The 25644-nt window shown below is 64.7% G+C and carries 26 protein-coding genes; 12 read left to right on the top strand and 14 right to left on the bottom strand.

Features of this window, described 5'->3' with window-relative positions; genetic code table 11:
- Positions 1-286: 286 nt before the first annotated feature.
- On the bottom strand, positions 287-523 hold the full coding sequence (locus tag CQ012_RS10815; protein ID WP_105658704.1) for a hypothetical protein: 237 nt from the start codon (positions 521-523) through the stop codon (positions 287-289).
- A gap of 921 nt (positions 524-1444) precedes the next feature.
- On the opposite strand from CQ012_RS10815, the gene CQ012_RS10805 reads away from it, so the two are divergent.
- Positions 1445-2473: an iron-containing redox enzyme family protein gene (locus tag CQ012_RS10805; protein ID WP_181149062.1), complete on the top strand. Its 1029-nt coding sequence runs from the start codon at positions 1445-1447 to the stop codon at positions 2471-2473.
- The gene (locus CQ012_RS10800; RefSeq protein ID WP_105662146.1) at positions 2470-2685 is read left to right on the top strand and encodes a CDGSH iron-sulfur domain-containing protein; all 216 of its coding nucleotides are present in this window, start codon (positions 2470-2472) and stop codon (positions 2683-2685) included. Before CQ012_RS10805 ends, CQ012_RS10800 begins: the two co-directional genes overlap by 4 nt.
- Positions 2686-2864: 179 nt before the next feature.
- Here CQ012_RS10800 and CQ012_RS10795 read toward each other — a convergent pair whose 3' ends face one another.
- A complete protein-coding gene (locus CQ012_RS10795) occupies positions 2865-3239 on the bottom strand; it encodes an ArsR/SmtB family transcription factor (protein WP_105662145.1) in 375 nt (124 codons plus the stop codon).
- 143 nt (positions 3240-3382) lie between these two features.
- Between CQ012_RS10795 and arsB the strand changes: the two genes are divergently transcribed.
- Genes arsB through CQ012_RS10780 form a run of 3 tightly spaced genes read left to right on the top strand, consistent with a single transcriptional unit; the run spans position 3383 to position 6333 of the window.
- Positions 3383-4438, top strand: a complete 1056-nt coding sequence (arsB, locus tag CQ012_RS10790) for an ACR3 family arsenite efflux transporter (RefSeq protein ID WP_286134648.1) — start codon at positions 3383-3385, stop codon at positions 4436-4438.
- A gap of 11 nt (positions 4439-4449) precedes the next feature.
- Entirely contained in the window at positions 4450-4863 is a 414-nt protein-coding gene (locus CQ012_RS10785) for an arsenate reductase ArsC (protein WP_105662143.1), read from the top strand.
- Positions 4864-4905: 42 nt separating this feature from the next.
- Positions 4906-6333, top strand: coding sequence for an FAD-dependent oxidoreductase (locus CQ012_RS10780; RefSeq protein WP_105662142.1), 1428 nt, complete (start codon positions 4906-4908; stop codon positions 6331-6333).
- Positions 6334-6453: 120 nt separating this feature from the next.
- Here the strand turns inward: CQ012_RS10780 and CQ012_RS10775 are convergent, their stop codons facing one another.
- Genes CQ012_RS10775 through CQ012_RS10760 form a run of 4 tightly spaced genes read right to left on the bottom strand, consistent with a single transcriptional unit; the run spans position 6454 to position 11228 of the window.
- The gene (locus CQ012_RS10775; protein WP_105662141.1) at positions 6454-8259 is read right to left on the bottom strand and encodes an ABC transporter permease subunit; all 1806 of its coding nucleotides are present in this window, start codon (positions 8257-8259) and stop codon (positions 6454-6456) included.
- Positions 8259-9794 carry an ABC transporter substrate-binding protein gene (locus tag CQ012_RS10770; RefSeq protein WP_105662140.1) on the bottom strand — a complete coding sequence of 512 codons (1536 nt, stop codon included), beginning with the start codon at positions 9792-9794 and terminating at the stop codon, positions 8259-8261. The genes CQ012_RS10775 and CQ012_RS10770 overlap by 1 nt, the downstream gene beginning before the upstream one ends.
- A gap of 58 nt (positions 9795-9852) precedes the next feature.
- Positions 9853-10527, bottom strand: coding sequence for an ATP-binding cassette domain-containing protein (locus CQ012_RS10765; RefSeq protein WP_105662139.1), 675 nt, complete (start codon positions 10525-10527; stop codon positions 9853-9855).
- Positions 10524-11228: an ATP-binding cassette domain-containing protein gene (locus CQ012_RS10760; protein WP_105662163.1), complete on the bottom strand. Its 705-nt coding sequence runs from the start codon at positions 11226-11228 to the stop codon at positions 10524-10526. The genes CQ012_RS10765 and CQ012_RS10760 overlap by 4 nt, the downstream gene beginning before the upstream one ends.
- A gap of 196 nt (positions 11229-11424) precedes the next feature.
- On the opposite strand from CQ012_RS10760, the gene CQ012_RS17610 reads away from it, so the two are divergent.
- On the top strand, positions 11425-11586 hold the full coding sequence (locus CQ012_RS17610) for a hypothetical protein (protein ID WP_166650852.1): 162 nt from the start codon (positions 11425-11427) through the stop codon (positions 11584-11586).
- A 210-nt stretch (positions 11587-11796) separates the two neighbouring features.
- Positions 11797-12873: a phosphate ABC transporter substrate-binding protein PstS gene (pstS, locus tag CQ012_RS10750; RefSeq protein WP_286134369.1), complete on the top strand. Its 1077-nt coding sequence runs from the start codon at positions 11797-11799 to the stop codon at positions 12871-12873.
- A gap of 54 nt (positions 12874-12927) precedes the next feature.
- Here pstS and nhaA read toward each other — a convergent pair whose 3' ends face one another.
- The 6 genes from nhaA to CQ012_RS10725 all read right to left on the bottom strand — a co-directional run bounded on the left by nhaA (position 12928) and on the right by CQ012_RS10725 (position 19229).
- A complete protein-coding gene (gene nhaA, locus CQ012_RS10745; protein WP_105658747.1) occupies positions 12928-14205 on the bottom strand; it encodes a Na+/H+ antiporter NhaA in 1278 nt (425 codons plus the stop codon).
- Positions 14206-14291: 86 nt separating this feature from the next.
- Entirely contained in the window at positions 14292-14453 is a 162-nt protein-coding gene (locus tag CQ012_RS17605) for a hypothetical protein (protein ID WP_166650850.1), read from the bottom strand.
- A 68-nt stretch (positions 14454-14521) separates the two neighbouring features.
- The gene (locus CQ012_RS10740) at positions 14522-15163 is read right to left on the bottom strand and encodes a GntR family transcriptional regulator (RefSeq protein WP_286134646.1); all 642 of its coding nucleotides are present in this window, start codon (positions 15161-15163) and stop codon (positions 14522-14524) included.
- Positions 15164-15251: 88 nt separating this feature from the next.
- Positions 15252-16739 (bottom strand): FAD-dependent tricarballylate dehydrogenase TcuA, encoded by a 1488-nt coding sequence (tcuA, locus tag CQ012_RS10735; RefSeq protein ID WP_105662137.1) that lies wholly within the window; start codon positions 16737-16739, stop codon positions 15252-15254.
- Between the two features lie 95 nt (positions 16740-16834).
- A complete protein-coding gene (locus tag CQ012_RS10730; protein ID WP_105658749.1) occupies positions 16835-17599 on the bottom strand; it encodes a response regulator in 765 nt (254 codons plus the stop codon).
- Positions 17592-19229, bottom strand: a complete 1638-nt coding sequence (locus CQ012_RS10725; RefSeq protein WP_105662136.1) for a sensor histidine kinase — start codon at positions 19227-19229, stop codon at positions 17592-17594. The genes CQ012_RS10730 and CQ012_RS10725 overlap by 8 nt, the downstream gene beginning before the upstream one ends.
- A gap of 155 nt (positions 19230-19384) precedes the next feature.
- Here CQ012_RS10725 and CQ012_RS10720 point away from each other — a divergent pair, with 155 nt between their 5' ends.
- The 5 genes from CQ012_RS10720 to CQ012_RS10700 all read left to right on the top strand — a co-directional run bounded on the left by CQ012_RS10720 (position 19385) and on the right by CQ012_RS10700 (position 23677).
- Entirely contained in the window at positions 19385-20371 is a 987-nt protein-coding gene (locus CQ012_RS10720; RefSeq protein ID WP_105662135.1) for a Bug family tripartite tricarboxylate transporter substrate binding protein, read from the top strand.
- Positions 20368-20934, top strand: a complete 567-nt coding sequence (locus CQ012_RS10715) for a tripartite tricarboxylate transporter TctB family protein (protein WP_105662134.1) — start codon at positions 20368-20370, stop codon at positions 20932-20934. The genes CQ012_RS10720 and CQ012_RS10715 overlap by 4 nt, the downstream gene beginning before the upstream one ends.
- Positions 20935-22464, top strand: a complete 1530-nt coding sequence (locus CQ012_RS10710) for a tripartite tricarboxylate transporter permease (protein WP_105658753.1) — start codon at positions 20935-20937, stop codon at positions 22462-22464.
- A gap of 189 nt (positions 22465-22653) precedes the next feature.
- Positions 22654-23208 carry a type 1 glutamine amidotransferase domain-containing protein gene (locus CQ012_RS10705; RefSeq protein ID WP_181149060.1) on the top strand — a complete coding sequence of 185 codons (555 nt, stop codon included), beginning with the start codon at positions 22654-22656 and terminating at the stop codon, positions 23206-23208.
- 160 nt (positions 23209-23368) lie between these two features.
- On the top strand, positions 23369-23677 hold the full coding sequence (locus CQ012_RS10700) for a DUF4193 family protein (protein WP_105662132.1): 309 nt from the start codon (positions 23369-23371) through the stop codon (positions 23675-23677).
- 152 nt (positions 23678-23829) lie between these two features.
- On the opposite strand, the gene CQ012_RS10695 is transcribed toward CQ012_RS10700, so the two are convergent.
- Together CQ012_RS10695 and CQ012_RS10690 are read right to left on the bottom strand one after the other, a co-directional pair.
- Complete coding sequence (locus tag CQ012_RS10695) at positions 23830-24297, bottom strand: DUF4383 domain-containing protein (RefSeq protein WP_105662131.1); 468 nt, start codon at positions 24295-24297, stop codon at positions 23830-23832.
- 241 nt (positions 24298-24538) lie between these two features.
- Positions 24539-25333, bottom strand: a complete 795-nt coding sequence (locus tag CQ012_RS10690) for a YsnF/AvaK domain-containing protein (RefSeq protein ID WP_105662130.1) — start codon at positions 25331-25333, stop codon at positions 24539-24541.
- Positions 25334-25644 lie beyond the last annotated feature (311 nt).

Raw genomic sequence — 25644 nt, 5'->3', positions numbered from 1 at the left:
ATGCCCAACCCGAGATAGTGCCCGCGGCGGCGGCCGACCAGTCCAGCTTCGGTGACCAGCTTCTTGACGTGGAAGAAACTTTGAGGATCACCGGGTTTAACGGTGGGTGCTGGAACGTCCAGCAGAGAACTGCGAGGCAAATATAATCCTTGATTGAAAGAGCTCGCTGCGTCGTGAACAATAAATTACCCGACCGAGCCTATTACCCCCATTCTACTCAGGTTCACGGCCGCTCTCGCTGTTCTTCCGCTGTCAGATTCTGCTCTTTCACATATTTCTTTGAGTTCTATCCAGCTTTGAGAGCCAGTGACGCTGCGATGCGTGTGAGCGCTTCCTCGTTGCCGATCTGCAGCAGCTCAGCGATCATCGCGACCATTGCTTCACCTAGCCGTGCAAGGATCGCCACGGCTTGCGTGTTGCCTCCTTCCAGCTCGGAGGCGATGATCAGGAAGGCTTCTCGGTCTTGGCGGACCAGTGATGTCAGTAGTGCGATACCTAGTGCTGCTTCAGGGCTGTTGCCCATGAGATATTCCCATCGATGAAGATAAATTCGGATGTTTCTTCCGTACACGCGGCGCAACGTCGGCAGCATCTTGAGCCTAGCAGGGTATTGAGGGAGCAGCTTCTCGTTATACAGCGCCTGCCAAGCGACCAGCGCTGGAGCCCGAATAATCGATCGCAGTAGGGCCCATGGAGCAACTGTAGTAACTCTGTGAAACTTCCAGTGCCTCTGAAGTGCCCGGGCCCACTGCTTCAAAGCTGTGATATTAGTGGCTTAGGGGCATGACTCTCCTTGATTAGCGAGCACGGACCTGACGACCAGTGCGGCCCTGAAAGTTCGTTATTAGAAAGTGCGAGCGAGTGATTGATGCCAAGTAATTGGTCCCTTGCTGGAGTAGCAGACGGGCCTACTCGATACTAAAGTGGCAACGCGACAGCCCTAGGGAACCTGTTTTTCATCTTGGGGAAATGAACGAGTCGACACCTAGCAGTTGGGTGTGGATATGGAGCAAAAGATTCTGGACCGGGTTTGTTGTCAGAGGTGCGAGCAACTTCTGGGCGCCAGTATTGTCGGCAGTTTTACACGGCATGACCTGCTTACTTGCCAGATTGAATGTGCCAATAAGAGTGGGCGGCGACAGGTGCTCTCTGACGACTCCGGTAAGTTCTGCCTCTAATCGGTTGCCATCATGATCCCAACCCAATCCCGGTCGCAACTCCCACTGGCTATGGAAAAGCTGGGACAAGACATCATGTCGAGATTGGCCGGCCGACAGCCCTATGTTCCTCAGGGATAAGGTGCTGTCGAGAACATAGCTGGGGAGCACGATCAGGGGCTACCTTGGCTTTTCCTCCCAATGGTGGTTATATCCCGGGGATGCTGGCACGATCATCCTACTGCCACTATTGCTGACCGTGCGATCAGTGTGAACGAAGGAGCATCATGCATCTGCCCGTACCCCGCGGAGACCTGTCCCAAGCGCTGAACAATGCGTTGCTGTGCAACCCCTCGGAGGAATACGCGGCCTATCTGGCAACGGTCGCAAGAGATCGGTTGGCTGCGGCTTCGGATGTGCTGGATGACGGGGACCTGCAGCTGAGCCTTTTCGTGCTCTACGAACTGCACTATCGGGGATTCGAAGAAGTCGATGACCGCTGGGAATGGAACCCCGGGCTCATTTCGCTTCGGGCCCGGATCGAGGAGGGTTTCGAGCAAGCGCTGCGCGAGGCGGCAGGCCCGATTCCAAGCGTGGAACCCAGCTCCGCGAAGGTGGCCCAAGCCCTGTTCGAGCTCGCAGCTGATGATGCTGGACCGTCGGTCTCGAAATTCATCCAGCGCAAGGCCACTGCCGGCCAAGCAGGCGAATTCCTGATTCTCAAGTCGATCTACCAGCTCAAGGAAGCTGATCCGCATACCTGGGCGATCCCGAAACTCGAAGGCCGTGCAAAAGCCGCCATGGTGGAGATCCAGGCTGATGAATACGGAAATGGGCAGCTGCCGCGAATGCATAGCGAGCTGTTCAGGCAGACCATGAAGGGCCTGGGGTTGCGTGATGATTTCGGCGCGTACGTGGACCGCATTCCGGCGGTGACGCTGGCGGCAGTGAACATGATTTCGCTCTTCGGCATGCACCGGCGCCTGCGGGGAGCCATCACTGGCCACCTGGCACTGTACGAGATGACTTCCTCGATACCCCAGGCGGCTTATGCCCGCGGGTTCCGGCGCCTGGGATATGAATCCCCGGTGACCGATTACTTCGATGAGCATGTGGAAGCTGATGCGGTCCATGAGCAAATCGCCGGCCGCGACCTGGCGGGCGGACTGGCTGAAGACGAACCGGATCTGGTGCCCGACATACTCTTCGGAGCCCAAGCCGCGGCCGCGGTTGACGCGTTGGCCGGCGCAAAGTACCTGGACGCGTGGGAAGCTGGCAGATCAGCATTGCATGCCGGAGCGGGGGCAGTGGTATGAGCGAGGGGCGCAGCGCTTCGGAAGCCGCCATGATTACCGTTTGCCCGCAGGGCCCCTTGCTGCTAAGGGGAGATTTTGAAATCGTGGATGCCGAGGGGCAATCCATCGAGGCCCGGAAAGGGCCCGTCGCGCTATGCCGCTGCGGGGGCTCTGCCATCAAGCCTTTTTGCGATGGCACGCACAAGCTCATGAAGTTCGAGCGCCCGAAGTAGGGCACTGGATCCTGAAATGGGCTATTGCGCATCTGGTCCGCAGCGGGCCGGCGCTGCCGGCACCTGCATCGTTTGATGCCGTTTGCCGAGCTGCCTGCGCGGACGCGGGAATGCGGCTAGTTGGTGGATCCTGGGTGGCGTGATCCCAGCCGCCTGGAATGCAGTTGCGGCAAGCCTGTCTAGGGTTTGGCCGCCAAGCTGGCGCCCAGGGATTCCAAAGCGCCAGGGACGACAGAGTAGTACGCCCACACCCCGCGCTTTTCGCGGTGCAGGATTCCGGCCTCCACCAGGATTTTCAGGTGGTGCGAGACCGTCGGCTGCTTGAGGCCCAGTGGTTCGGGCAGGTCGCAGACGCACGTCTCGGCCGACTCGCTGGCGGAGACGATGGACAGGATGCGCAGGCGGTTGGGATCGCCCAGGGCCTTGAAGCGCAGCGCCAGCGCTTCGGCCTGCCCGGCGTTGAGGATTGCCTCGCCTTGGGATGGCGTGCAGCAGGCGTCGGCTGCCGGTGCTGGGGAAGTCCCTCCGGCAGGATTCACGGTGGCTGTACTCACGGGCCTTGGCTCTTTTCTTGGCTGGCGCCAGAGATTGACAAACGTCGATATGTTTCATCATACTCAAAACATCGACAATCGTCGATGCCTATTCTTGGAGTGATGAATCAGTGGCACCCGCGCCTGCGCCAGACACTGCCCCCGTGGCGGCAAAACTTTCCTTCCTGGACCGCTACCTGGCCCTGTGGATCCTGCTGGCCATGGGCGTCGGCTTGGGTCTGGGCCGCATCTTCCCTCAGCTGGGCGAGCTGCTGGACCGCTTCACCGTGGCCGGGGTCTCGGTACCCATCGCCATCGGCCTGCTGGTCATGATGTATCCGGTGCTGGCCAAGGTCCGCTACAACGAAACCGGCCGCGTGCTGGCCGACAAGAAGCTGATGATCACCTCGCTGGTGATCAATTGGGTCCTGGCCCCGGCGTTCATGTTCGTGCTGGCGTGGGTATTCCTGGCCGACCTGCCCGAATACCGCACCGGCCTGATCATTGTGGGGCTGGCCCGCTGCATCGCCATGGTGTTCATCTGGAATGACCTGGCTTGCGGGGACCGGGAAGCGGCCGCGGTGCTGGTGGCCATCAACTCCGTCTTCCAGGTCATCGCCTTCGGTGCCCTGGGCTGGTTCTACCTGCAGCTGCTGCCATCGTGGCTGGGGCTGGAAACCACCAGCGCCGAGTTCTCCATTGCCGCCATCACCGCCTCGGTCCTGGTCTTCCTGGGCATTCCGCTGGTGGCCGGCTACCTGACCCGCACCCTGGGCGAAAAGGCCAAGGGCCGCGACTGGTACGAGGGTAAATTCCTGCCGAAAATCGGGCCGTGGGCACTGTACGGGCTGCTGTTCACCATCGTGCTGCTCTTCGCATTGCAGGGCGATAACATCATCTCCAAGCCCCTGGATGTGCTGCGCATGGCGATTCCGCTGCTGATCTACTTCGTGGTGGTCTTCGGCGCCGGAATGCTCATCGGCCACTGGCTGAAGCTGGGCTACCCGCGCACCACCACCTTGGCGTTCACTGCCGCCGGCAACAACTTCGAGCTGGCCATCGCGGTAGCCATCGCCACCTTCGGTGCCACCAGCGGCCAGGCCCTGGCCGGCGTGGTCGGTCCGCTGATCGAGGTGCCGATCCTGGTTGCCTTGGTCTACGTGGCCCTGTGGTCCCGGAAAGTCTTCCCAGCTGTAAGCACTTCCACTACTTCTTCCTAAGGACAACACCCATGACTGCTGCCGAAAAGCCTTCGGTTCTCTTTGTCTGCGTGCACAACGCAGGGCGTTCCCAGATGGCCGCGGCCTTCCTCTCCCACCTCTCCGGAGGGCGCATCGAGGTCCGCTCGGCCGGTTCCGCCCCAGCCGACTCGGTCAACCCGGCCGCCGTGGAAGCCATGAAAGAAATCGGCATCGACATGTCCTTGGAAATCCCCAAGGTGCTGACCACCCAAGCCGTGAAGGACTCCGATGTGGTGATCACCATGGGCTGCGGAGATGCCTGCCCATTCTTCCCGGGCAAGCGCTATGAAGATTGGAAGCTGGAAGACCCCGCAGGGCAGGGCATTGACGGTGTGCGGCCAATCCGTGATGAAATCCGTGCCCGGATTGAGAACCTCATCGCCGACCTGCTGCCGGCCAGCTAAGCGCAGACCGTCTCCAGAATTCCAGTAGCCAAGGAGAAACCCATGCAGGAGAACCTTCCAGTCATCGTCATCGGCGCCGGCCCCATCGGCCTTGCCACCGCCGCCCACCTGCGCGAACGCGGGCAGGAAGTGCTTGTCCTGGAAGCTGGGGACAGCGCCGGCGCCGCAATAGCCCAGTGGTCCCACATCAAGCTCTTCTCCCCATGGCGCTTCAATATCGATGCGGCCTCCCGCCGGCTGCTGGAAACCCCCAGCGAGGGATACGCCGGAGGCTGGGAAGCACCGCGGATCACCAAGCTTCCCACCGGCGCGGAGTTGGTCAGCGAATATCTCCAACCGCTGGCCGCCCACCCCCAACTGTCACCGCGCATCCGCTACGGCCACCGCGTGGCGAAAATCAGCCGCGTGCTGGACGACGGCCGCGGTGCCGACAAGGCACGCACCGCGCACCGCGATGAAGCCCCGTTCCTGGTGCGCACCGAAACTCCTGGCGGCCCGGTGGATCTTCTCGGCCGTGCCGTGGTTGATGCCAGTGGCACCTGGAACCAGCCAAGCCCGGTAGGCCGGGCCGGAATCGAAGCTATCGGTGAAGCGCAGGCGCGCGAGCGCGGCTTCATCATCTGCGGGCTTCCTGATCCGCTGCGCGCCGATGAGCAGGAGCTCGCGGGCAAGAAATTGCTGGTGCTTGGCGCCGGGCATTCGGCGGCGAATACCGTCATTGCCCTGGGCCGGTTGCAGAAGAAGTTCCCGGACACCCGGATCCTCTGGGGCCTGCGCGGGGCGGCCAACCCTATTCGCCTGTACGGCGGGGGAGCTGCTGACCAGCTTCCAGCCCGGGGCCAGCTGGGCACGTCCCTGCGCCGGCTGGTTGAGAACGGCAATGTGAAACTGCTGGAAAACGTGTCCGTGGCTTCGATGAGCGCCGGCGAGCAGCTATCCGTGTCACTGGCTGACGGGCGCGAGCTGGCCGTTGACCGCATCATCGCGGCCACTGGTTTCCGCCCGGACCTGCAGATGCTCTCCGAACTGCGTCTGGACTTGGATGAATGCGTTGAAGCCCCGCGCCAGCTCGGGCCATTGATCGACCCGGAATTCCACAGCTGCGGAACGGTCAGCGCGCACGGCGAAAAGCAATTGGCGCACCCGGAGAAGAACTTCTACATCGTTGGAATGAAGAGCTATGGACGGGCTCCGACGTTCCTGATGGCTACCGGCTACGAGCAGGTGCGCTCCATTGCCGCTGCCTTGTCCGGCGATGCCGACGGGGCAGGCCGGGTTGAACTGGATCTGCCGGAAACCGGGGTCTGCTCCACGGATCTGGGCGGTTCCTGCGACGCCCCCGCGGACGGCGACACCGCCAGGGGAACCGAGCCCGCCGAAGCTGCCAGCTGCTGCGCCTCGCCGCAGCCGGTGAGCCTGGGATTGAGCACAGGAACACTGCACGGCAACAGCGAAGTAGCCGCCCAGTAAGCCAGCTTGGGCAAGGGGCGATCGCCACGGAAATTCGATGGAGCCAAGGGGCAACGCGGCATATGCCGCGTTGCCCCTTGGCTCCATTTTTCTTTTCGAGGACCGGGATAGGACCGCGTTTCAGCTCACCGGGACTGGTGTGTTCCTGGCCGCTGGATCCTGCTGCGTTGCCGTGCCTCTTGTGCCGGTACGCTGCGGCGCCGGGATTCCGGCGAGCGCCACCGCGCACACGGAAGTGAGCACCAGTGCGGTAGCTGGGGCGATGGCAGTCCACGGAGCCCGCTCGACGTAGCCGATGCCTTCGGCCAGCAGCAGGCCCCACTCCGGGGTGGGCGGCTGCGCGCCGAGCCCGAGGAAGCCGAGGGCGGCCAAGGCCAGTGCCACCCCGGGCAGCCGCAGCATCCCGTGCCTCAGCAGGGCCGGAAGCACCGCGGGCAGCAGATGCTGGACCCAGATCCGGCCGCGCGGCACCCCGGAGAGCGGAAGCCAGCGGATATGCGGCATGGCCCGGGCTTCGTCGAGCAGCGAGGCAGCATGCGTGGCCAGCGGAGGCCAGCTCACCCAGAGCACGGCCAGCGCCGCACCGCCGACCGAGGGGCCCAGCAGGGCCGCGATGACCACCCCGGCCAGAATCGGCGGAGTCGCGTTGGCGATTACCGCCGGCCCGCGCGAGATCTCGCCTGCTGCCGCTAGCAGCAGGCCGATCAGGATTGCGCAGGCCACGATTCCCAGCGCCGGGCCTACCGTGCCCAAGGTTCCGTGGGCCACGCGGGCCAGCAGATCCCGTCCGCTGGAATCGGCGCCGAATGGCAAACCGGCCCCCGGGGCTTGCAGCCTCTGGAAGGCAAGGGTGTAGGGGTCGCGCGGCAGTCCGAAAGCCAGGATGGCCAGCAGCGCGGTGCAGGTGATCGCCGCAGTCCAGCGCTGGATCCTGCCGTTGCCGCGCGCCTCGGGCGGGGCTGGCAGCGACCCGGCGGGCAGGGCGCCGCCGCGCAGCGCGCGCCGGGCCGCTGCGGTGAGCATTCCGATCAGCAGCGCCGATCCCGCCATCAGCAGCAGCCCGGCCTGCAAGGCGGGAATATCCTGCGCATTGGCGGCCCCGAGCAGATAGCGGCCAAGTCCGGGCACCGCGAAGACCTGCTCTACGGCCACGGCGCCGCCGAGCAAGCCGATGAACACCAGGCCGAGCTGGTCGATGACTGCCGCGGCGGCCCGGCGCAGCACCCCGGAGAGGATGGCCGGCGCCGGAGCTCCGGCCAGGTGCCAGATCCCGGCCCAGCGTTCGGCGGCCACCGAGGCGATGGCGTCGGCCAGCAGCCGGCCGAGTAATCCGCCGGCCGGGATGCCCAGGGCCAGTGCGGGCAGGACCGCGGTGTCCAGCCCGGTCCACCCGTAGGGCGGAAGCCATTGCAGCTGCACCGCCACCAGCACCAGCAGCAAGCTGGCCAGCAGAAATTCGGGCAAGGCGGTCAGTGCCACGCCCAGCGGCCCGGATCCTGAATGCGGCCGGTTGCGCAGCACGCGCAGCGCGGCGGGCAGCACCAGGGCCAAGGCCACGGCGAGCGCGATGATAGTGGCGAATACGGTGAGCGTGGCGGAGACCGACAGCGCCCGCCAGACGCCGGGAGCGATTTCTGCCCCGCTGACCCAGGAGCTGCCCAGATCCCCGTGCAGCACCCCGGACCACCAGTGCAGGCTGGTGGCCAGCGGGCCCTGGTCCAGGCCCAGCTGCGCGCGCACGGCGGCCAGCGCCTGCTCGGTGGGTTCCAGTTCGGCATAGCGTGCGCGCAGCACCGCGGCGGCCGGGTCCGTGCGCGAAAGCCAGGGCAGCGCGCCGGCTACCAGCAGCAGGGCCAGCGCGCTGAGCAGGCAGGATGCGAAGGACGGCCAGGAGAGGCGCCGCGCCTTCAGGGCGAACCAGTTCATCAGCGTTGCGGCTCCTGGTCGCTGTCCAGGCGGGTCTGCGCAGTGATCAGCTCGCGTTCGCGCGGATCCTGCGCGGCATCGCGCACGGCGGGGCCCTCGCCCTGGATCACGCGTTCGTGCAGCAGCGCGATGGCCGCGTCGGTGCCCAGGATCCGGGCTTCGGCCAGCATGATCTGCTGCTGGCGCTGTTCCCCGGCTTCGGTTTCCGAGGCTCGGGCGATCGCCTGGTCCACGTCCTTGTCGCAGAGCTGGGCGATGGCGAAGCCGCCTTCGCAGGTGAAGTCGGAGGCGAAGTACGCAACCGGGTCCCCGGAATCCAGCACGGTGGCGCGCGAGAGGATGAAGGCATCGAAGGCGCCGTCCAGTGCGTCGGCCTCGATGTACTGGTATTCGCGCACATCCTGCTTCACGATGAATCCGGCCGCTTCCAGCTGCTGCTCCAGGATCACCGCGACTTCTGGCAGTTCGGCGCGGTCGGTGAAGGTGCCCAGGGTGATTTCCACGTCCTTGACCTTGGCTGGTTCGGCACGCTGGGCCAGCAGCTGCCGGTATTCTCCAGAATCGCGCAGTCCGGCGGCGTAGGGCAGGGCCGGGCCGAGCAGGCCATCGGCTATATCGGCGCGGTTCTCGTACACCGATTCAACGATGGCCGCCCGGTCGATGGATTCGCGGGCTGCGGCGCGCACCGCCGGGTCGGCGAATGGGCCCTTCTCGGTGTTCAGGTACAGCGTGTTGGTGCGCGGCATCGGCACTTCGGTGAGCAGCTCCTGGTCCACCGTGGCGGCCTGCCCGGCGGGGATGGCCTCGATGACATCTGCTTCCGAGGTGCGCAGCGCGGCGGCGCGGGCGGTGCCATCGGGCACGAACTTCACGTCGATGCCCGAGGCTGCGGCCTTTTCGCCCCAGTAGCCCTCGTACCGGTCCAGGGTGGCCCCCGAGATCCCGTCCACGTCCACGATCTGGAAGGGGCCGGTGCCGTGGCCGGCCGGATCCACCCCGTTGGCGGTGTAGGCTTCGGCGGCGAAGATGGCCAGCTGCGGGCTGGAGAGCCGCTGGGGCAGCAGCGGGTCGGGATCCGCGGTGGTGATCCGCAGTCCGTGCTCCCCGCGCACCGCGACCTTCAATGCGGTTCCGTTCAGGATGCGCGGCACCGGGGTGGAGTCGATGGCCCGCTGCAAGGAGTTCGCCACCGTTTGGGCGGTCAGCGGCTGGCCGTTGTGGAAACTGACGCCTTCGCGGATCTCGAAGTCCCAGGCAAGCTCGCCGCTGCTTTCCCAGCTGGTAGCCAATGCCGGCTGGGCGTCCCCGGACGCGTCGAGGTTGACCAGGGTTTCGGCGGTGGACCAGCGCGAGAGCTTGAACGCGTCGTCGCTGAGCGGGCTGAGCCCGGAGCGGGGCGGCTGCATGTGGGCTACGGAGATGCGGTCGGTGCTTCCGGCCTGCTCGGCGGCCGCGGAGAAGCAGCCGCTGAGGGCAAGTGCCCCGGCCAGCGGGATGGTGAGCAAAGCCAGGGTCTTGGGGCGGGGTCGATTCATGGGTGCGAGGTCCTTGGGAAGTGGGTGATGGGTGATGGGTGATCAGCTGGCGGGCGGGTTATCGGGACGGTGGGCGGATGGCGATGGTGCGCGAGCATTGCGCGGCCAGCTGCGGGTCATGGGTGATCAGCAGCAAGGCAATGCCGGAGTTGGCGGCGGTGGAGAGCAGCTGGCCGGCGACTGCCTGGGCGGTGTCCGGATCCAGGGCGCTGGTCGGCTCGTCCGCCACCAGCACCGAGGGGTTCACTGCCACGGCGCGGGCCAGTGCGGCCCGCTGCAACTGTCCTCCGGAGAGCTGGTGCGGGCGCCGATCCAGCAGTGCCGTGTCGAATTGCGCCAGCTCGGCAGCCCGGTCGATGCCCGTTCCGGGGCCGGCTGGGGGAGCCAGCCGGTGGATGGCCTGCTGCAGCGAGGTGCGGATGCTCCAGCGCGGCACGAAGGCGGCGGCAGGGTCCTGGGGCACGCCCTGGACCAGCCGGCGGCGTGCTGGCGCGTGGCTGCGCTTCGGTGAGCTCCAGTGCTGGCCCAGCACGCGGATTTCTCCGGAGTCCGGCAGTTCCAGGCCCAGCACGATGTCGGCCAGGGTGGATTTGCCGGCGCCGGACGGCCCGGTGACGGCCACCGATTCGCCCGGGGCCAGCGTGAAGCCAAGGGGCTCCAGGACCAGTCGGCGGGCTGCGCCGTGCCCGCGCAGTGCGCTGAGCGCGGATACTTCCAATGCGGGGATGCTCAAGCCGGTACCCGTTCCAGCCGGGGCGCGCGGGTGCTGGCGATCTTCCCGGAGTCCAGGACTAGGTGCCGGGTGGCCAGCGCCTGGGCAACTGCCGCGTCGTGGGTGACCAGCACCAGGGCCTGCTGCTGGCCCAGCAGGGTGCCCAGCAGTTCCAGGATGAGGTCCCGGGCGGTGTGGTCCAGGGCGCTGGTCGGTTCATCGGCAAGGATCACCGGGGCCTGGCTGAGCACGGCCAGGGCTATGGCGGCGCGCTGTGCTTGCCCTCCGGAGAGTTCTGCGGGACGTCGTGCGAGCAGTTGCGGATCGCCCAGCCCGGCGTCTTGCAGGATGCCGCGGACTTGCTGCGCGCTGGCGCCGGTGGCCTTGCGCAGTTGCCGTCCCAGCGGCAGCAGCGGATGCAGGGCGTCCTGGCCGCGCTGCGGGATGTAGCCGATGCGCGTTGATCCGGGAGTGCGGGTTCCGGTGAATTCCAGTCCGGGTGCCCAGTTCCCGGTGATCATCGACAGCAGCAGCGACTTGCCAGCACCCGACGGGCCGGTGATGACCACGCGCTCGCCGGGAAGAAGCATGAACTCCTCGACGTCGAGCAGCGGGCTGGCGGCGCCGGGCAGTCCCAGGCGCGCGTTACGCAGGCACAAGGCCGGGCTGGGCGGCAGTGGGGCGCGGGGCTGGCGGGCGAGCCCGGGCTCTTCAAGAGTCATAATGAGAATCATTATCACTTAAGTTTTCTCGGCAGCGCAAATCAGCCTGCGGGATCGGCAAGGCGGCCGTGGCGGGCCGCGGCTGCTGGCCAAGCTGGGTGAATTCGCCTGATTTTTCGTGGCCGTACCGAACCTCGGCGCTTGTGCATACCGTGGAATCAGGGTGCGGCAGCAAACTGAGCAAGAGGAGAAAGCGATGATGGAGTCGTTATGGCAGGCGAAGCGTTCTTCCGGTGGCACCGGCCAATTCCAGCCGGGCGCAACCCATGACGCCATCGTCGTGTGCCCTGGGCTCACCGGGTCCGCTACGCAGGACCTCGCTGCCATTGACTCGAGGACTGGCACCGGAGGGGACTAGGTGTCTGGAAAAGCAATTCGACGCCCGCGGGCCCGCCGAGTATTCATCGGCTGTGGCCAGGGAATGATTTCGGAAAGTGCAGGGATGATGATTCACTGGAATTTCAAGTACACCCGCCGTTCACCTTGGACCCCAGGAGAAGTTTTGCGAACCACCGGACCTGCCCGGCCACCTCTGCCTCGAACCGCCGCTTTCACCGCGATTGCCAGCATGGGCCTGGTCCTGCTGCTTTCGGGCTGCGGGTCGGACTACCCGCTGGGAGAAGAGCAGCGCAAGGCCGCTGAATCGAATAGCTCTAGCCTCCAAGGCACGCTGACCGGCGGCGGATCCACCGCGCAGAATTCCGCCATGAATGCCTGGACCACCGAATTCTCCACCATGCACCCCCAGGTCCAGGTGCAGTACGCCTCGGTGGGCTCCGGCGCCGGACGCGCCGGGCTCCTGGCAGGCGGCACCGAATTCGCCGGATCCGACGCTTACCTGAAGGAAGAGGAAGTCCAGCGCTCCATCGAGACCTGCGGCCCGCAGGGCGCGATCAATATCCCGGCGTATATTTCCCCGATCAGCATCGCCTTCAACCTGCCGGGCATCAAGGAATTGAACATGGATGCCCCAACGATCGCCAGGATCTTCTCCGGTGAGATCCGCTCCTGGCAGGACCCGGCCATCGCCCAGCTGAACCCGCAGGTGCAGCTGCCCGACCTGCCGATCACCGGGGTGGCGCGCGCCGACGATTCTGGCACGACCGAGAACTTCACAGAGTACCTGCATGCGGTAGCTCCCGAAGCCTGGCCGCACGAGCCGGATGGCGGCTGGCCGGACGCCACCGGCTTGGAGAAGGCCCAGGGCAACGCCGGTGTGGTGACCACCGTGACCCGCGCCGTGGGCGCGGTTACCTATGCCGATGACTCCCTGGTGGATAAGTCGCTGGGCAAGGTGAAGCTGAAGGTCGGCGAGGAATTCGTGGCAGTCAGCGGGGAATCAGCGGCCAAGGCAGTGGCCGAATCAGAGCGGGTCCACGGCCGCGGTGAGCATGACATCGCCCTGGAACTGGACCGCAAGACCACCGCCGCCGGCGCGTACCCGATGGTGCTGGTCTCCTACCTGCTGTTCTGCAGCGGCTATGAGGATCCGCAGACCATGGAACTGGCCAAGACCTTCGGCCAGTACGTCGTCAGCGACCAGGGGCAGAAGACAGCGTCCGACTCGGCCAAGAGCGCGCCGATGCCGCAGCAGCTGGCCGAAGATGCCCGCGAAGCCATCGATTCGATCACCGCGCGTTCCTGATTCGGGCGAACAGCCCTGCTGCATCCATCCGCAGGAAGGATGCAGCAGGGCTAGCTATGCAGCAGTCTTGGCCGCCGCGCGGTACGCGCGATTTCGCGACCCGAGCAGCGCCGCGCCGATGACCGCGGCCAGCAGCGAACCGCACAGCACCCCGACCTTCACGTACTGCGCTTCCTCGCCGCCCTGGCCGAAGGCCAGCTCGCCGACCAGCAGGGAGACGGTGAAGCCGATGCCTGCCACGAAGGACAGCCCCAGCACATCAGGCCATTTGATGCTGCCATCCAGCTTGATTCCCGGAAGCCTGGTGACCAGGAAGGTGGCGGCGGTGATGCCCATCGACTTGCCCAGCACCAGGCCGGCAATGATTCCCAGTGCCACCGGGCTGGCCAGCGCTTCGCCCAGTCCGGACAGGCCGCCGACCGGAACACCGGCAGCGAAGAAGGCGAACACCGGAATGGCGATGATGGATGAGGGAATGGACCACCGGTCCGCGAAGTGGGCGGCCAGGCCTTCGTGGATCGCTTCGCCCTGCTCGGTGCTCCCGGTGCGCACATGCGCCCGCTGGGTGGCAATCACCGGAACCATGAAGCCCAGCAGCACGCCGGCCACCGTGGCGTGGATTCCCGAGGCATGCACCAATGCCCAGACGGTGGCGCCGAGCGGGATCAGGACCCACCAGGCGCGGACCCCGCGCTGCACTGCCAGCGCGAATGCCGCCAGTGGCAGCAGCGCGAGGAGCAGCGGCAGCCAGGCCAGGTCATCGGTGTAGAAAATGGCGATGATGGAAATGGCCAGCAGGTCATCGACCACCGCCAGCGTGAGCAGGAAGGTGCGCAGGGCAGGGGGCAGGAACTTGCCCACCACTGCGATCACGGCGATCGCGAAGGCGATATCAGTGGCTGCGGGGATTGCCCAGCCGTTGATGGCGGAGCTTCCCGATGCGGAGATGACAAGGACGTAGAACAGTGCCGGCAGCGCCACGCCGCCTACGGCTGCGGCCACCGGAACGATCGCCGTGCGCGGATTGCGCAATTTGCCGACAACGAATTCTTCCTTGAGTTCCAAGCCGACAACGAAGAAGAAGATGGCGAGCAGGCCGTCAGCGGCCCAGGCTCCGACCGAGAGATTCAAGTGCAGGGACTCGGGGCCGAAACGGAAGTCTCGCAACCCCTCATACCATGGGGCTGCAGGGGAATTGGCCAGGACCAAGGCGGCGAGGGTGGCGCAGAGCAGCAGCAGTCCGCCCATCGAGTCCTGCTTGAGGGTTTGGCGGATTCCACGCCACAGGGCGTGGGGTGCTTGGCGGGATACGCCAGTTGAGGGGTATGGCAAAGTAACGGGTCTTTCTGGGATCCGGGAAAAGGGCACGAGGGCGCGCGGAATCCACCGGAGAAAAACCAGGAATCGGGACCGCGCAACTAGTGGCGCGGTGGCGGGCAGCCGGCGATCTCGCCGTGGGCGTTGGTTCCCCAGGAACTCAACCACCCATTGGTGCCGCTGGCTAGCTTGGTCAGCAGTTTTCCCTTGGGGAAAACGGCAGCGAGAAGCCGCTGCGCATGCGTTGAGACAACCAGGGCCATGCTTCCAGTCTACAGACCAGCGATGCATTGGCCTAACTCGAGACGTCCCGGCTGCCGTGGGCCCGACGCTAATGCATCAGGCTGGCGAACATCTCCAAGCGCAGCGCCTTGGCGGTGGCCATGTGCGCCTGGATGAGTCCGCTGGCCTTGGCGCTGTCGCGCTCGCGGATGTTGTCCACGATGCACTGGTGCTCATCCAGGGATTCGGTCCACCGCGAGCCAACCGAGAGCGTGGATGTAGGAGCATGGATCTGGTGGGTGGCCAGGCGCTCCAGCAGATCCTCCAGCACCGGGTTGTGCGCGGCGCGCCAGAGCGCGCGGTGGAACTCGATGTTGGTGGCCAAGCGGGTGGCGTCATCTGGTTCGGACAGTGCGCGGTCCCGGTCAACCAGGGCCTGCAGCCGCATCAGGTCCACTTCGGTGCGCACCGAAGCGGCTTCCTGGGCGGCCTGGCCTTCGAGCAGGATGCGCAGGTCGTAGACCTGCATGATCTGCTCGGGGTCGATTTCCTTGACGAAAAGACCGCGGGCGCGGCGCTCCAGCAATCCTTCATGCAGCAGGCGGGTCAGGGCTTCGCGCACCGGGGTGCGGGAAACTCCAAAGCGTTCTGCCAGGGCGACCTCGCGCAGGGCATCCCCGGGCTGGAATGCGCCTTGCAGCAAGTCGTCCTTGAGCTGGGCATGGATTGAATCCGAATCGAGCTTGGCCATGATCCCCATTCTCGTCTAAGGCTGGATGGCGGGTAAAACCATTGTTCCGCCAGTACAGGCGTACTGGCGGAACAATGGGATTTAGTACTTAGGCAAGGTTACCGGCACGCCGGCCGAAGACCACACCGGCAGCCAGGCCGGAACCGCCCGGGTAGTTGGCCGAGAACAGGCCGCCGAGCATTTCGCCGCAGACGTACAGGCCTTGGATGATCTCGCCGTTCTCGTCCAGCACCTGGCCGTCGGTGTTGCCCTTCAGGCCACCGAAGGTGAACGTGATGCCGCAGGTGACCGGGTAGGCGTAGAACGGGCCGGTCTCCAGCGGGTTGGCCCAGTTGCTCTTAGGCGGAGTTACCTTCGCGGCGCGCCCATCGAGCACGTTCGGGTCGTAGGCGATGGAGGTGTCGATGGAAGCATTGAATTCCGAGACGGTCTTGGACAGCGCCGCTGGATCCACGCCGATCTTCTGCGCCAATTCCTCAACGGTGTCGGCGATGACCTCGGAGATCTCCGGCATCTCGTACTCTTCGGCGCGCAGCATCGGACGCAGCGACGCGTCGAAGACCTGGTAGGCGATGGAGTCCGGCTGCTGCAAGATGACCTTGCCGTACTTGGCGTAGGTCAGGTTGCGGAAGTCCGCGCCCTCGTCCAGGAAGCGCTCGCCGCGGTTGTTCACGATGATCCCCAGCGGGTAGGACTGGCGGGTCAGGCGGTTGGTCAGCTCGCGGTTGGATTCGTTCTTCGGGGTCAGCGCGTCCCATTGGACCGAGTGGCAGGTGCTCCAGTCCCCGCCCTTGGCGGCGCCGATTTCCAGGCCGGCGGCCAGCATCTCGCCATTGTTGAATGGGGTGCCGCGGACCTTGGCGTTCTGCCAGCCTTCGCCCAGGTGCTCCTGGCGCCATTGCGGGCTGGATTCGAAGCCGCCAGCGCCGAGGATGACCGACTCGGCGCGCAGTTCCTGCTCTTCGCCGTTGGCGCGGACCTTGATGCCCACCACCTTGCCCTCTTCCACGATCAGGCCGTAGACGTCCTGCTCGAAACGGACTTCGGTGCCCAGCTTCTGGGCTACTTCCAGGTGGTCCTTCATCAGGCCTTCGCCGCCGTCGACGTTGCCCACGTGCAGGCCGCCCCAGAACAGGTAGCCGCCCTCGGGGGTCTTGTAGGCCTGGCGTTCGTACATCAGCCGGTACTTCAGGCCCAGGGATTTGAGCCAGCGCAGGCCGGGTGCTGCTTCCTTGACCAGGACTTCGGTCATTTCCTTGTCGTTGCGGCCTTCGGTTACCTTGGCGATGTCGCCGGCGTAGTCGGCCTCGGAGTAGGGCGGAACTTCGGAGAGCGGGTGGCGCTCATCGAATTCGACCAGGTCCTGCAGGTCTTCCAGGCCGTTGTGCGCGATGCGGGTTGCGCCTGCGGTGTAGTAGCTGTTGCCACCGAACTGGTCGCGGGGTGCCTTCTCCAGGAGCAGTACCTTGCGGCCGCGGGTCACTGCCGCGTGCGCTGCGGTGAAGGCAGCGTTGCCGCCGCCGACCACGATGACGTCTGCGACGTTGGCAGCGGTTTCCTGAGCATGGGTTGTCATGAGATGGCCTTTCGGAAATGAAGACGTGGGAAAACGTGGATCCGAAATTAGTGTATACACTAATGTGCATTAAAAGCCAGTGCGGTGCAGAAAATTCAGCTGACCCACGAATACCGGTGCTCGGGACGGCCTGCCGAACCGTAGCGCGGACGCAGCTGGGCCTTGCCCGCCGTGACCAGGAAGTCCAGGTAACGCCGGGCGCTGACCCGGGAGATCCCGCAAATTTCGGCAACCTCCAAGGAAGACAGGGTGCCATCCGGATGGCCCGGTGCGCTGCGCAAGGCTTCTCCGACCAGTGCCATGGTGGGCGCGGTGAAGCCCTTGGGCAGCCGCTCGGTCTGCGCGCCGGTAACGGCCCCGGGTGCCAGTTCGAGGACTTCGGGGATCCTGGCATCCCCTCGTCCACTGGCGGCCTGGAGCAGCTGGTCGATCTCGGCCTGGCCCAGCTCGTCGATCTGCTCCTCTGGTTGCGCCACCGCTTCGGGCTGCTCCGAAACGCGCTGGGCATAAAGCGCCAGGCGCTGCTTGAACTCGTCCACGGTGAAGGGCTTGACCAGATAATCCTCGACGCCGTGGCCTACTGCCTGGCGCACCGCATCGCGTTCATTGTTGGCGGTAATCATGATGACGTGCGCGTCGGATCCAGCTGCGCGCAGCTGGGCCAAGACTTCCAGCCCGGTCAGATCCGGCAGGTGCACATCGAGCAAGACCAGATCCACCTGCCCGGATTGCACAAAGGGAACCACGCCGGAACCGCGCTCCAGCACGCCGACCACTTCAAAATGCTCCATGCCCTGCAGGTAGCGGCGGTGCAGCCCGGCCACTGCGAAGTCGTCATCGACCACGAGTGTCTTAATCATTGAAGTAATCTCCTTGCACGGGAATGGGAGTGCTCTGCTTAACCATAGGTCGCTTCGACGGAGGCCAGGCGGCGATGACCTCGGCGCCGCCCAGATCACTGGAACCGAACTTCAGCACGCCACCGCGCCGGGTCCTGATGCGGTCCACCAGGGCCAGGCCGATGCCCCGTCCGTGGACTGCTCCCGGCGCCCCGGTTTTGCTGCTGTAGCCAAGCTGCACCAGGCGGGCCGCGTCGCCTTCCTTGATGCCCGGGCCGGAATCACTGACCGCGATGCGCATGCCGGTGGGCCCGGCGTTCAAGTGCAATGACACCACGCCGCCATCACCGGCGGCCTCGATGGCGTTGGCCAGCAGGTTCGAGGCGACGGTGATGGCATCGTCGTCAATCGCGGTTCCGGGCACCACCGCGGAGAACGGGTGCAGTTCCAGCCGGACCCCGGCTTCGCTGGCCACGGCCTGCTTGGCAACGAAGAGCGCTGACAGGGTGGGGTCGCCCAGGTGCGTTTCCGGATGCTCGCCGCGAGCGCCGGAGAAACGCTGGATATGCTCATTGGCTTCTTCGTATTCGCCGATGGACATCAGCCCCGAGAGCAGGTGCAAGCGGTTGGTGAATTCGTGGGCCTGGGCGCGCAGCGTATCGGCCAAGGACCTCTGGCCGCGCAACTCGCGCAAGGTCTCTTCCAGCTCGGTATGGTCGGTCAAGGTCAGGGTGCGTCCATAGTGCTTGGGTCCCAGCATCGCCTCGCGGCGGGTGGCGATCAGCACACGCTCTCCGGAGAGCACGTTCTGCACCGATTCGGCCTCGGGGGAGTCGCTGCGCAGCAGGTCTACCAGGCTCTGGTCCAGGACCTCTTCGGCTTGCTGGCCCACAGTGTCTTCGGGAAGATCCAGCAGCCGGCGCGCTTCTCCGTTGACCAAGGTGAGCCGGCCATTGCCATCCACGCCCAGTACGCCATCGCTGACTCCGTAGAGCACGGCCTGCTGCGCCTGCTTCAGCGAATCCACCTCTTCGGGGTCAACCCGGTAGATCCTGCGGATGGCCCGTTCGACCAGCGCGGCCGCGAGGCTGCCGATGGCCACGGCCAGGATAATCCACGGCGCGAACGCCCAGACGATATCAACCAGGCTGGCGCGCACCTTGCTTTGCAGGATGCCCACGGAGATGGTGCCAACGATCTTCCCCTCCTCGAAGACCGGTTGCTTCACCCGCAGGGTGACGCCCAGGGGGCCTTCCTCCACGCCCCTGAAGGTTTCGCCGTTGCGGATGGATTCATGATCCGAGGAAACCGGCTGGCCGATGGACTCGGGTTCGGGGTGGGCCACGCGAATGCCGTTCAAATCGGCAATGGTCACATAGTCCACTCCGGAGGCCGACTCGGCCAGGTGGGCCAGCGGGGCGACGACTTCGGCTGCGTTTCCGGGATCCTCGGCCAGCGCGTGGCCAATCGGGGCCAGCTGGGCCGTTTCCTCGGCCACCAGGGCGACGCGGCTGAAAGCGCTGTCCTCCACCCGGTTGATCTCGAAGCGCATCACGATCACCGAAACTGCCAGCAGCGTGATCAGCACGATGGCTAATTGCAGGAACAGGATGCGAACCCGGAAGCGCTGGCTGTTCTTTATCCATTGCATGGTGGACCCGCTTGCTCCCGTTGTTTTTATTTTCTTAATTGCCCGTTATGACCAGAACCGCATTCCCGGTGTGTTTCGGCTCACTTTGACTGCACACTGGGAAAGGCCGCACCGGGAATCGGTGAGGTGAATCACTAACAATGAGGTTACGGAAAATGGTGAGCAAACGCATCTTGAGCCGGTCCCTGTACGGCGTTGTCGTCGTGGCGGTAGCGGGACTCGCATTCACCAACGCGGCAGCGTCGGGCGGAGAGTCCTCGGCGCGGAACAAGTTGGTCATCATGGCCCCTGCCTCGCCCGGCGGCGGCTGGGACGGCTTCGCCCGTGAAGCCCAGCAGGCACTGAAGTCCATCGGCGCAGTGAACAACGTGCAGGTCACGAACATCCCGGGAGCTGGCGGCACCATCGGCTTGAGCCAATTCGTGCAGATGACCGGGCGCCACGACATGCTCATGGCCACCGGCGGGGTGATGATCGGCGCAATCGAGCTGGCCAACTCCGAAGCCACCATGAAGGACGTGGAGCTGGTCGCGCGCATGTCTGATGACTACGCGGTGCTGGTAGTGCCGGCCAAGTCCGATATCAAGACCCTGGACGAGTTCATCGCGGCCTGGAAGAAGGACCCGGGGAAAACCTCGATTGCCGGCGGTTCGCTGGGTTCGATTGACCACCTGCTCACCGGTGCGGTGGCCCAGGAAGTGGGCATCGACCCGTCCAAGGCCAACTACATCGCCTACTCCGGCGGCGGCGAGGCACTGACCTCGATGCTGGCAGGCACCACCGTTGGCGGCATGTCCGGCTATAACGAAGTAGCTGACCAGATCGAAGCCGGAAACCTGCGGGCGCTGGCCATCTCCTCCGAAGAACGGCTGCCGGGGGTCGACGTCCCGACCTTCAAGGAACAGGGAGTTGACGCGGTCATGGCCAACTGGCGCGGCTTCGTCGGTGCCCCGGGCATCACCGAAGAGGACAAGCAGGTCTTCGTGGACATGGTCCACGAAATCCATGAATCCGAGCAGTGGAAAGATGCGCTGGAGCGCAATAACTGGACCGACAGCTTCATGATCGGCAAGGAATTCGAAGACTACGTGGACAGCGAAATCGAAGTCACGGAACAAATCGTCAAGGGACTGGGACTATGAGCATTCAAGCACCCCAAGCAACAGAAGGCACCGGCAACGGCACCGGCACCCGCCGTAACGCCGCCCCTGCCCAGAACTTCTTCAGCGGGCGCAGCGAACTGATCGTCCCGGCTCTGGTACTGGCCCTGGCGCTCTTCCTGACTTGGCAGACCGCCACCATGGAGGTACTGGGCAAGTCGGTCCCCGGCCCGCAGTTCTTCCCGACCATTGTGTGCGTGCTGCTCTACGGTGTGGTCATCGCCCACACCATCCAGATTTTCCGCTCCCCGCGCGGCGGCGCAGCCGCGCCGGCCGCGGAAGAAAAGCAGTACAAGACCCAGTCGGACTGGAAGACCATGGGCATGGTGGTTGCCGGCGTCATCGGCTTCATCCTGATCCTGCCCTACGCCGGCTGGATCCTCAGCGCGGCAGCCCTGTTCTGGGTCGTTGCCCGCGCACTGGGCAGCAAGAAGGCGCTATTCGACGTGAGCATTGCACTGCTCTTCTCCTGCGTGATCCAGTTGGCTTTCAACGCCGGACTGGGATTGAACCTGCCTGCGGGATTCCTGGAAGGACTGCTCTAGATGGAACAGCTCAATCTGCTGCTTGAGGGATTCTCAAACGCACTGACCCCAATGAACTTGCTGTGGGTGCTGCTTGGTGCCCTGCTGGGCACCGCCGTAGGCGTGCTTCCCGGCCTGGGCTCGGCGATGGCCGTGGCGCTGCTGCTGCCTATTACCTTCTCGCTGGATCCCACCGCGGCATTCATCATGTTCGCCGGCGTCTACTACGGCGGGCTGTTCGGCGACTCCACCTCCGGCATCCTGCTCAATACGCCGGGCAATTCCTCGGCGATCGCCTCGACCTTCGAAGGCCACCGGATGGCCCGCAGCGGCCTGGCCGCCAAGGCCCTGGCAACTGCGGCCATGGGCGCCTTCATTGGCGGCCTGCTGGCCACCACCGTCGTGGTGTTCTTCGCCCCGACCCTGGTCAAGCTGGCCACCGCTTTCGGTCCGGCTGAATACTTCGCGCTGGCGGTCTTCGCCTTCCTTGCAATCTCCTCGGTGGTGTCCGATTCGATCGTCAAGGGCCTGGTGGCCCTGGGCATCGGTTTGGTCTTGGCCATGGTCGGGGTGGATGGCCCTTCGGGAACCATCCGCTACACCCTGGGCCTGCCGCAGCTCTTCGACGGCATTTCCATTGTGGTGATCACCGTGGGCCTGCTGGCCCTGGGCGAAGTGCTGCACATTGCTTCGCGCATCCACCGCGATCCGGAAGCCGTGAAAATCAAGCCAAGCGGCCGTCCGCGCCTGCACCGCCACGACATCAAGAAGGCCCTGCCGGCATGGCTGCGCGGTACCGCTTTCGGCCTGCCTTTCGGCATCATCCCTGCTGGCGGTTCCGAGGTTCCGACCTTCCTGGCCTACGGCACCGAAAAGCGCCTGGCCAAGCGCCGCGGCGATATCGAATTCGGCCAGATCGGTTCCATCCGAGGCGTGGCTGCTCCAGAAGCCGCTGGCAATGCCACCGCCGGCACCGCCATGGGCGCCTTGCTGGCCCTGGGACTGCCCACCAGCGCTACCGCGGCGATCATGATCGCCGCCTTCCAGCAGTACGGCATGCAGCCAGGCCCGCTGCTGTTCGAACGCAGCGGCCCCATGGTGTGGACCCTGCTGGCCTCGCTGTTCATTGGACTGGTGATCCTGCTGGTCATGAACATGCAGTTCGCGGTGCTGTGGGCCAAGCTGCTGCTGGTCCCGCGCCACTACCTGTACGCAGGCATTACCGTGCTCTCGGTCCTCGGCGTCTACGCCATCAGCGCCGCGCTGCTGGATCTGTGGATCCTGCTGGGTGTGGGACTGGTTGGATTCGTGATGCGTCGCTACGAGATCCCCTTGGCTCCGGTACTGATTGCAGTGATCCTCGGTCCCCTGGCCGAAACCGAGCTGCGCCGTGCACTGACCGTCTCGGAAGGCGATGCGGGCATCCTGGTTTCCAGCGGAATCACGATTACCCTGTACTCGATCCTCGCATTGACGCTGGCATTCACCGCCTACAAGCACGTGCGTGCTAGCAAGAAGGCCAAGGAAGACGCCGAGCTGATCAACGCCTGATCATCTGCTTCCCAGCACAGCAGGCCTTGCCGCCTCTACCGCGGCAAGGCCTGCTGTGCGCGTTCAAGGCGCATGGCAGCACTGCGAAGGCCCGATCCGAAGCCGGCAGCTGGATGCTTCCTGACTGCTGCTTGCCTGCGGTAGCTGCCCAGAGCACAGTGGGCTGTGGACGATGAAAGGAGCATGAATATGCCAGACCTAGCAGGCAAGAAAGTTCTTGCGGCAGTTTCCAACCGCGGAGTCGAGCAGGATGAGCTGAAGAAGCCAGTGGAGCATTTGCGCCAAGCCGGTGCGGAGGTGGTGATCGCGGCCCCGGAGGCCGGCCAGGTCAAGTCGCTGGTCGGCGATTGGGATTTGGGGGAGGTTTTCGAAGCCAGCGAAACGCTGGCGGCAGTGAACGAACAGGATTTCGACCTGCTGCTGATCCCCGGCGGGACACTGAATGCCGACAATCTCCGCTTGGATGCCGATGCCCAGCGCATTGCCAAGTCCTTTGCAGGTTCGGGCCGGCCGATCGCTTCCATCTGCCATGGGCCATGGCTGCTGGTGGAAACCGGATTGGCCAAGGGCAAGACCTTGACCTCATACACCTCGATCAGGACCGATGTCGTCAATGCCGGCGGCACCTGGAAGGACGAACAGGTTTTCCGCTGCCCGGCAAACGGCTTCGTGCTGATTACCTCGCGCAATCCAGGCGACCTCGATGCGTTCAACAGCGCCATTGCCGCGGAGCTCGGCTCCTAGCAATTGGCGGCCAGCCGGCAAAGCCGCCGTCGAAGCCAGCCTTCTGGACGGCGGCTTCGCTGCGCTGGGACCAAAGCACGCCATCCAGGGCTTTGGCGATCGAAGCGCACGCCACCACGCTGTGGTTGTCGCGTATTTTCCCACCTGTGGAGGCAGGAACATGGCTGCAGATTATGACGAGGTTCGTCCGGATTTCGCCGCGGCGTCCGAGAAGACGCTCAAGGACGTGCAACAAGCCGATGCCCCCGACGCGAAGAGCGTTGTGGCCGAGCTTGAAGAAACCGACCTTTCCGATGGCGTGGAGCTCCCTGGCGCCATCGTCGAGGAAGAGCTGAGCGTTGAAGTCCTCCCGCAAGCAGCGGATGAGTTCCTCTGCGCCAGTTGCTTCACTATCCGCCATCGCAGCCAAGCCGTGCAGAAGACTGGCCTAGGCGTCATCTGCCGCGACTGCGCCAGCGAACTCGCCTAGATTCCTGGGATTCCCAGAGTCCCGGCGTTCGGCGACCTCGGCGTTCCAAGGCGTTGGGTATGGCGATGACGCTGAGGACTTTGCCATGGACTGCATGGAAAAGCGGACACCCCGGCATGCCAAAGTGCCCGCTTCAGCAATTGAGCATCTGGTCAAGCCGCGTGCGGGTCCCGATGCTGTCCGGTCGTCTTGCGGGAGAGGAGCAATCCCAAGATGATCATGAGCGCACCGAGCCCCAGATGCAGCCAGTTATCGGCATCGTTCAGCGGGATGAAGTTGGCGGCGCTGTTGAAATCAATGACCAGCCCGTAGACCCACAGGGCCAGGTAGATGATTCCGCCGCCAATGAGGTAGCTGCGGGCAGCAGGCACGGTTCGCGCCATCAGGTAGCCGGCAACACCGAAGAGCAGATGCACGGCATTGTGCAGGTACGAGACCTGGAAGATTCCCAGCAGCTTGGCTTCAGAGTGGTGGCCGGCACCAGAGAGCGATTCGTAGTTGGTGGTGATTCCCGGAATGAATCCGAGGACGCCGACCAGGAAGAACACGATGCCGACCGCCAGGGCGGCCTTCTGCACCAGCGGACGTGTTGCTATGGCAGGATCTTTTGGATGTTCCATGATCTTGCTCCTTCATTCTGGCTGTTGCGATCGGAAGGAAACGTTGGCCAGGCATGCCGGCCGCCGTCATGCTAGCCACGCTAGGGGATTGCCGACTGGATGGCACGGGAATCTTCCAGTACCTAGGGAACGTCCAGCAACGGAGGTGCGTGGATCGGGGAGGAACCCGGCACCCGCCGGATTCCACCCCGATCACCGCTGCGTGCAGGTTCAGCTCCTGCGCTAAGCCAGCGCGCCGGCGCTAGCGGGTTTGCCGGCCGCCTTCCCAGCCCTCGGCCTGAACCTGTTCCTTGCGCAACTGCGCTTCGAGGCGTTCTTCCTCGATGACTGTTTCCTTTTCCAGGCTGACCCGCTCAACTGGCTCAACAGTCTTCTCTACGACGGGGCGCTCCTCGTGCAAGGTCACCTCCTGCTCGTCTTCAACCAGTTCTCCGCTGGTGCCAGTGGCTTCGGCATCCGTGATGGGCTCGCGCTCAAGCCGCACTTCCTCATGGCTCACCGGCATCGTGGTGGCCACATCCTCGGTGACCACGTGCTTGCGCAGGCGCACCTTGCCGGTTTCCACGCTTTCGGTTCCCACATGCAGCCGCTCCTCGGAACGGATGGAAGATGCCGGGGAGGTGCCGTCCACCGGATCACGCACGTCTTCCCGCGAATACTCGGCGCGGGCATCGGTCTCCGGGACGCCGGGCTGCACGGCGGCCTGGTCCGCTTCCTGGTAGGACAGGCTGTAGTAGTGGTAGAGCTCCTGCTCCTGCTCTGGGGTGAGCTGGCCCTCCGGATCGATGTTCGGGGCGTCCTTGACGGTCTGCTTGCCATAGGGCACCGAGAGCGTATCGCCGGCGACGGTTGCCTGGCTGAGCGGAACGAAGCTCTCGGAGAGGCCGAAGAGGCCCGTGCGGACGGTCGCCCATTCCGGCTGCCCGCTGCGGTCGTCAAGGAAAATCTGGCCGAATTTGCCGATCTTCTGGCCGTCGGGGCCAATGACGGTGCCGCCAATTGCGCTGAGTTCCTGAAGTTGTTCTGTGCTGATCATGGGTCTGTCCTCCTGCTGCGTTCGACTTCGGATCAATCCAGTAATTCCAGTCCGGCTGGCCAGTGGCCGGCCGGCTGAAGCTGCGCCTCCAAGTGGGCGTGACGGCCCGCAGCTTGGCTTCTTGCAGTGCTTTGCCGAGCCACGGTGATTAGAGCGTGGCACACTTTGCAAGCCCTTGCGCCGGGACTTGTGCTTGCATGGCCGCAAGCTCAGTAGCAGCTGTGAAAAGCGGTCAGCAAGTGCCCGGGGCAGCTATCGGGCGTAGGGCGAGGCGGGTGCACGGGTGACTGCGGACAGCCGTGTCCGCAACT

Source organism: Arthrobacter sp. MYb214, from assembly GCF_002979865.1.
In the GTDB taxonomy this organism is placed as follows: Bacteria; Actinomycetota; Actinomycetes; order Actinomycetales; family Micrococcaceae; genus Glutamicibacter.
This window is presented reverse-complemented; position numbering and strand designations above follow the sequence as displayed.

Coding starts and splice junctions, on each gene's coding strand:
- CQ012_RS10815 (WP_105658704.1), bottom strand. CDS start 523: ATGGGCAACAGCCCTGAAGCAGCACTAGGTATCGCACTACTGACATCA.
- CQ012_RS10805 (WP_181149062.1), top strand. CDS start 1,445: ATGCATCTGCCCGTACCCCGCGGAGACCTGTCCCAAGCGCTGAACAAT.
- CQ012_RS10800 (WP_105662146.1), top strand. CDS start 2,470: ATGAGCGAGGGGCGCAGCGCTTCGGAAGCCGCCATGATTACCGTTTGC.
- CQ012_RS10785 (WP_105662143.1), top strand. CDS start 4,450: ATGACTGCTGCCGAAAAGCCTTCGGTTCTCTTTGTCTGCGTGCACAAC.
- CQ012_RS10780 (WP_105662142.1), top strand. CDS start 4,906: ATGCAGGAGAACCTTCCAGTCATCGTCATCGGCGCCGGCCCCATCGGC.
- CQ012_RS10775 (WP_105662141.1), bottom strand. CDS start 8,259: ATGAACTGGTTCGCCCTGAAGGCGCGGCGCCTCTCCTGGCCGTCCTTC.
- CQ012_RS10770 (WP_105662140.1), bottom strand. CDS start 9,794: ATGAATCGACCCCGCCCCAAGACCCTGGCTTTGCTCACCATCCCGCTG.
- CQ012_RS10760 (WP_105662163.1), bottom strand. CDS start 11,228: ATGACTCTTGAAGAGCCCGGGCTCGCCCGCCAGCCCCGCGCCCCACTG.
- CQ012_RS17610 (WP_166650852.1), top strand. CDS start 11,425: ATGATGGAGTCGTTATGGCAGGCGAAGCGTTCTTCCGGTGGCACCGGC.
- pstS (WP_286134369.1), top strand. CDS start 11,797: ATGGGCCTGGTCCTGCTGCTTTCGGGCTGCGGGTCGGACTACCCGCTG.
- CQ012_RS17605 (WP_166650850.1), bottom strand. CDS start 14,453: ATGGCCCTGGTTGTCTCAACGCATGCGCAGCGGCTTCTCGCTGCCGTT.
- CQ012_RS10740 (WP_286134646.1), bottom strand. CDS start 15,163: ATGGCCAAGCTCGATTCGGATTCAATCCATGCCCAGCTCAAGGACGAC.
- tcuA (WP_105662137.1), bottom strand. CDS start 16,739: ATGACAACCCATGCTCAGGAAACCGCTGCCAACGTCGCAGACGTCATC.
- CQ012_RS10730 (WP_105658749.1), bottom strand. CDS start 17,599: ATGATTAAGACACTCGTGGTCGATGACGACTTCGCAGTGGCCGGGCTG.
- CQ012_RS10725 (WP_105662136.1), bottom strand. CDS start 19,229: ATGCAATGGATAAAGAACAGCCAGCGCTTCCGGGTTCGCATCCTGTTC.
- CQ012_RS10720 (WP_105662135.1), top strand. CDS start 19,385: ATGGTGAGCAAACGCATCTTGAGCCGGTCCCTGTACGGCGTTGTCGTC.
- CQ012_RS10715 (WP_105662134.1), top strand. CDS start 20,368: ATGAGCATTCAAGCACCCCAAGCAACAGAAGGCACCGGCAACGGCACC.
- CQ012_RS10710 (WP_105658753.1), top strand. CDS start 20,935: ATGGAACAGCTCAATCTGCTGCTTGAGGGATTCTCAAACGCACTGACC.
- CQ012_RS10705 (WP_181149060.1), top strand. CDS start 22,654: ATGCCAGACCTAGCAGGCAAGAAAGTTCTTGCGGCAGTTTCCAACCGC.
- CQ012_RS10700 (WP_105662132.1), top strand. CDS start 23,369: ATGGCTGCAGATTATGACGAGGTTCGTCCGGATTTCGCCGCGGCGTCC.
- CQ012_RS10695 (WP_105662131.1), bottom strand. CDS start 24,297: ATGGAACATCCAAAAGATCCTGCCATAGCAACACGTCCGCTGGTGCAG.
- CQ012_RS10690 (WP_105662130.1), bottom strand. CDS start 25,333: ATGATCAGCACAGAACAACTTCAGGAACTCAGCGCAATTGGCGGCACC.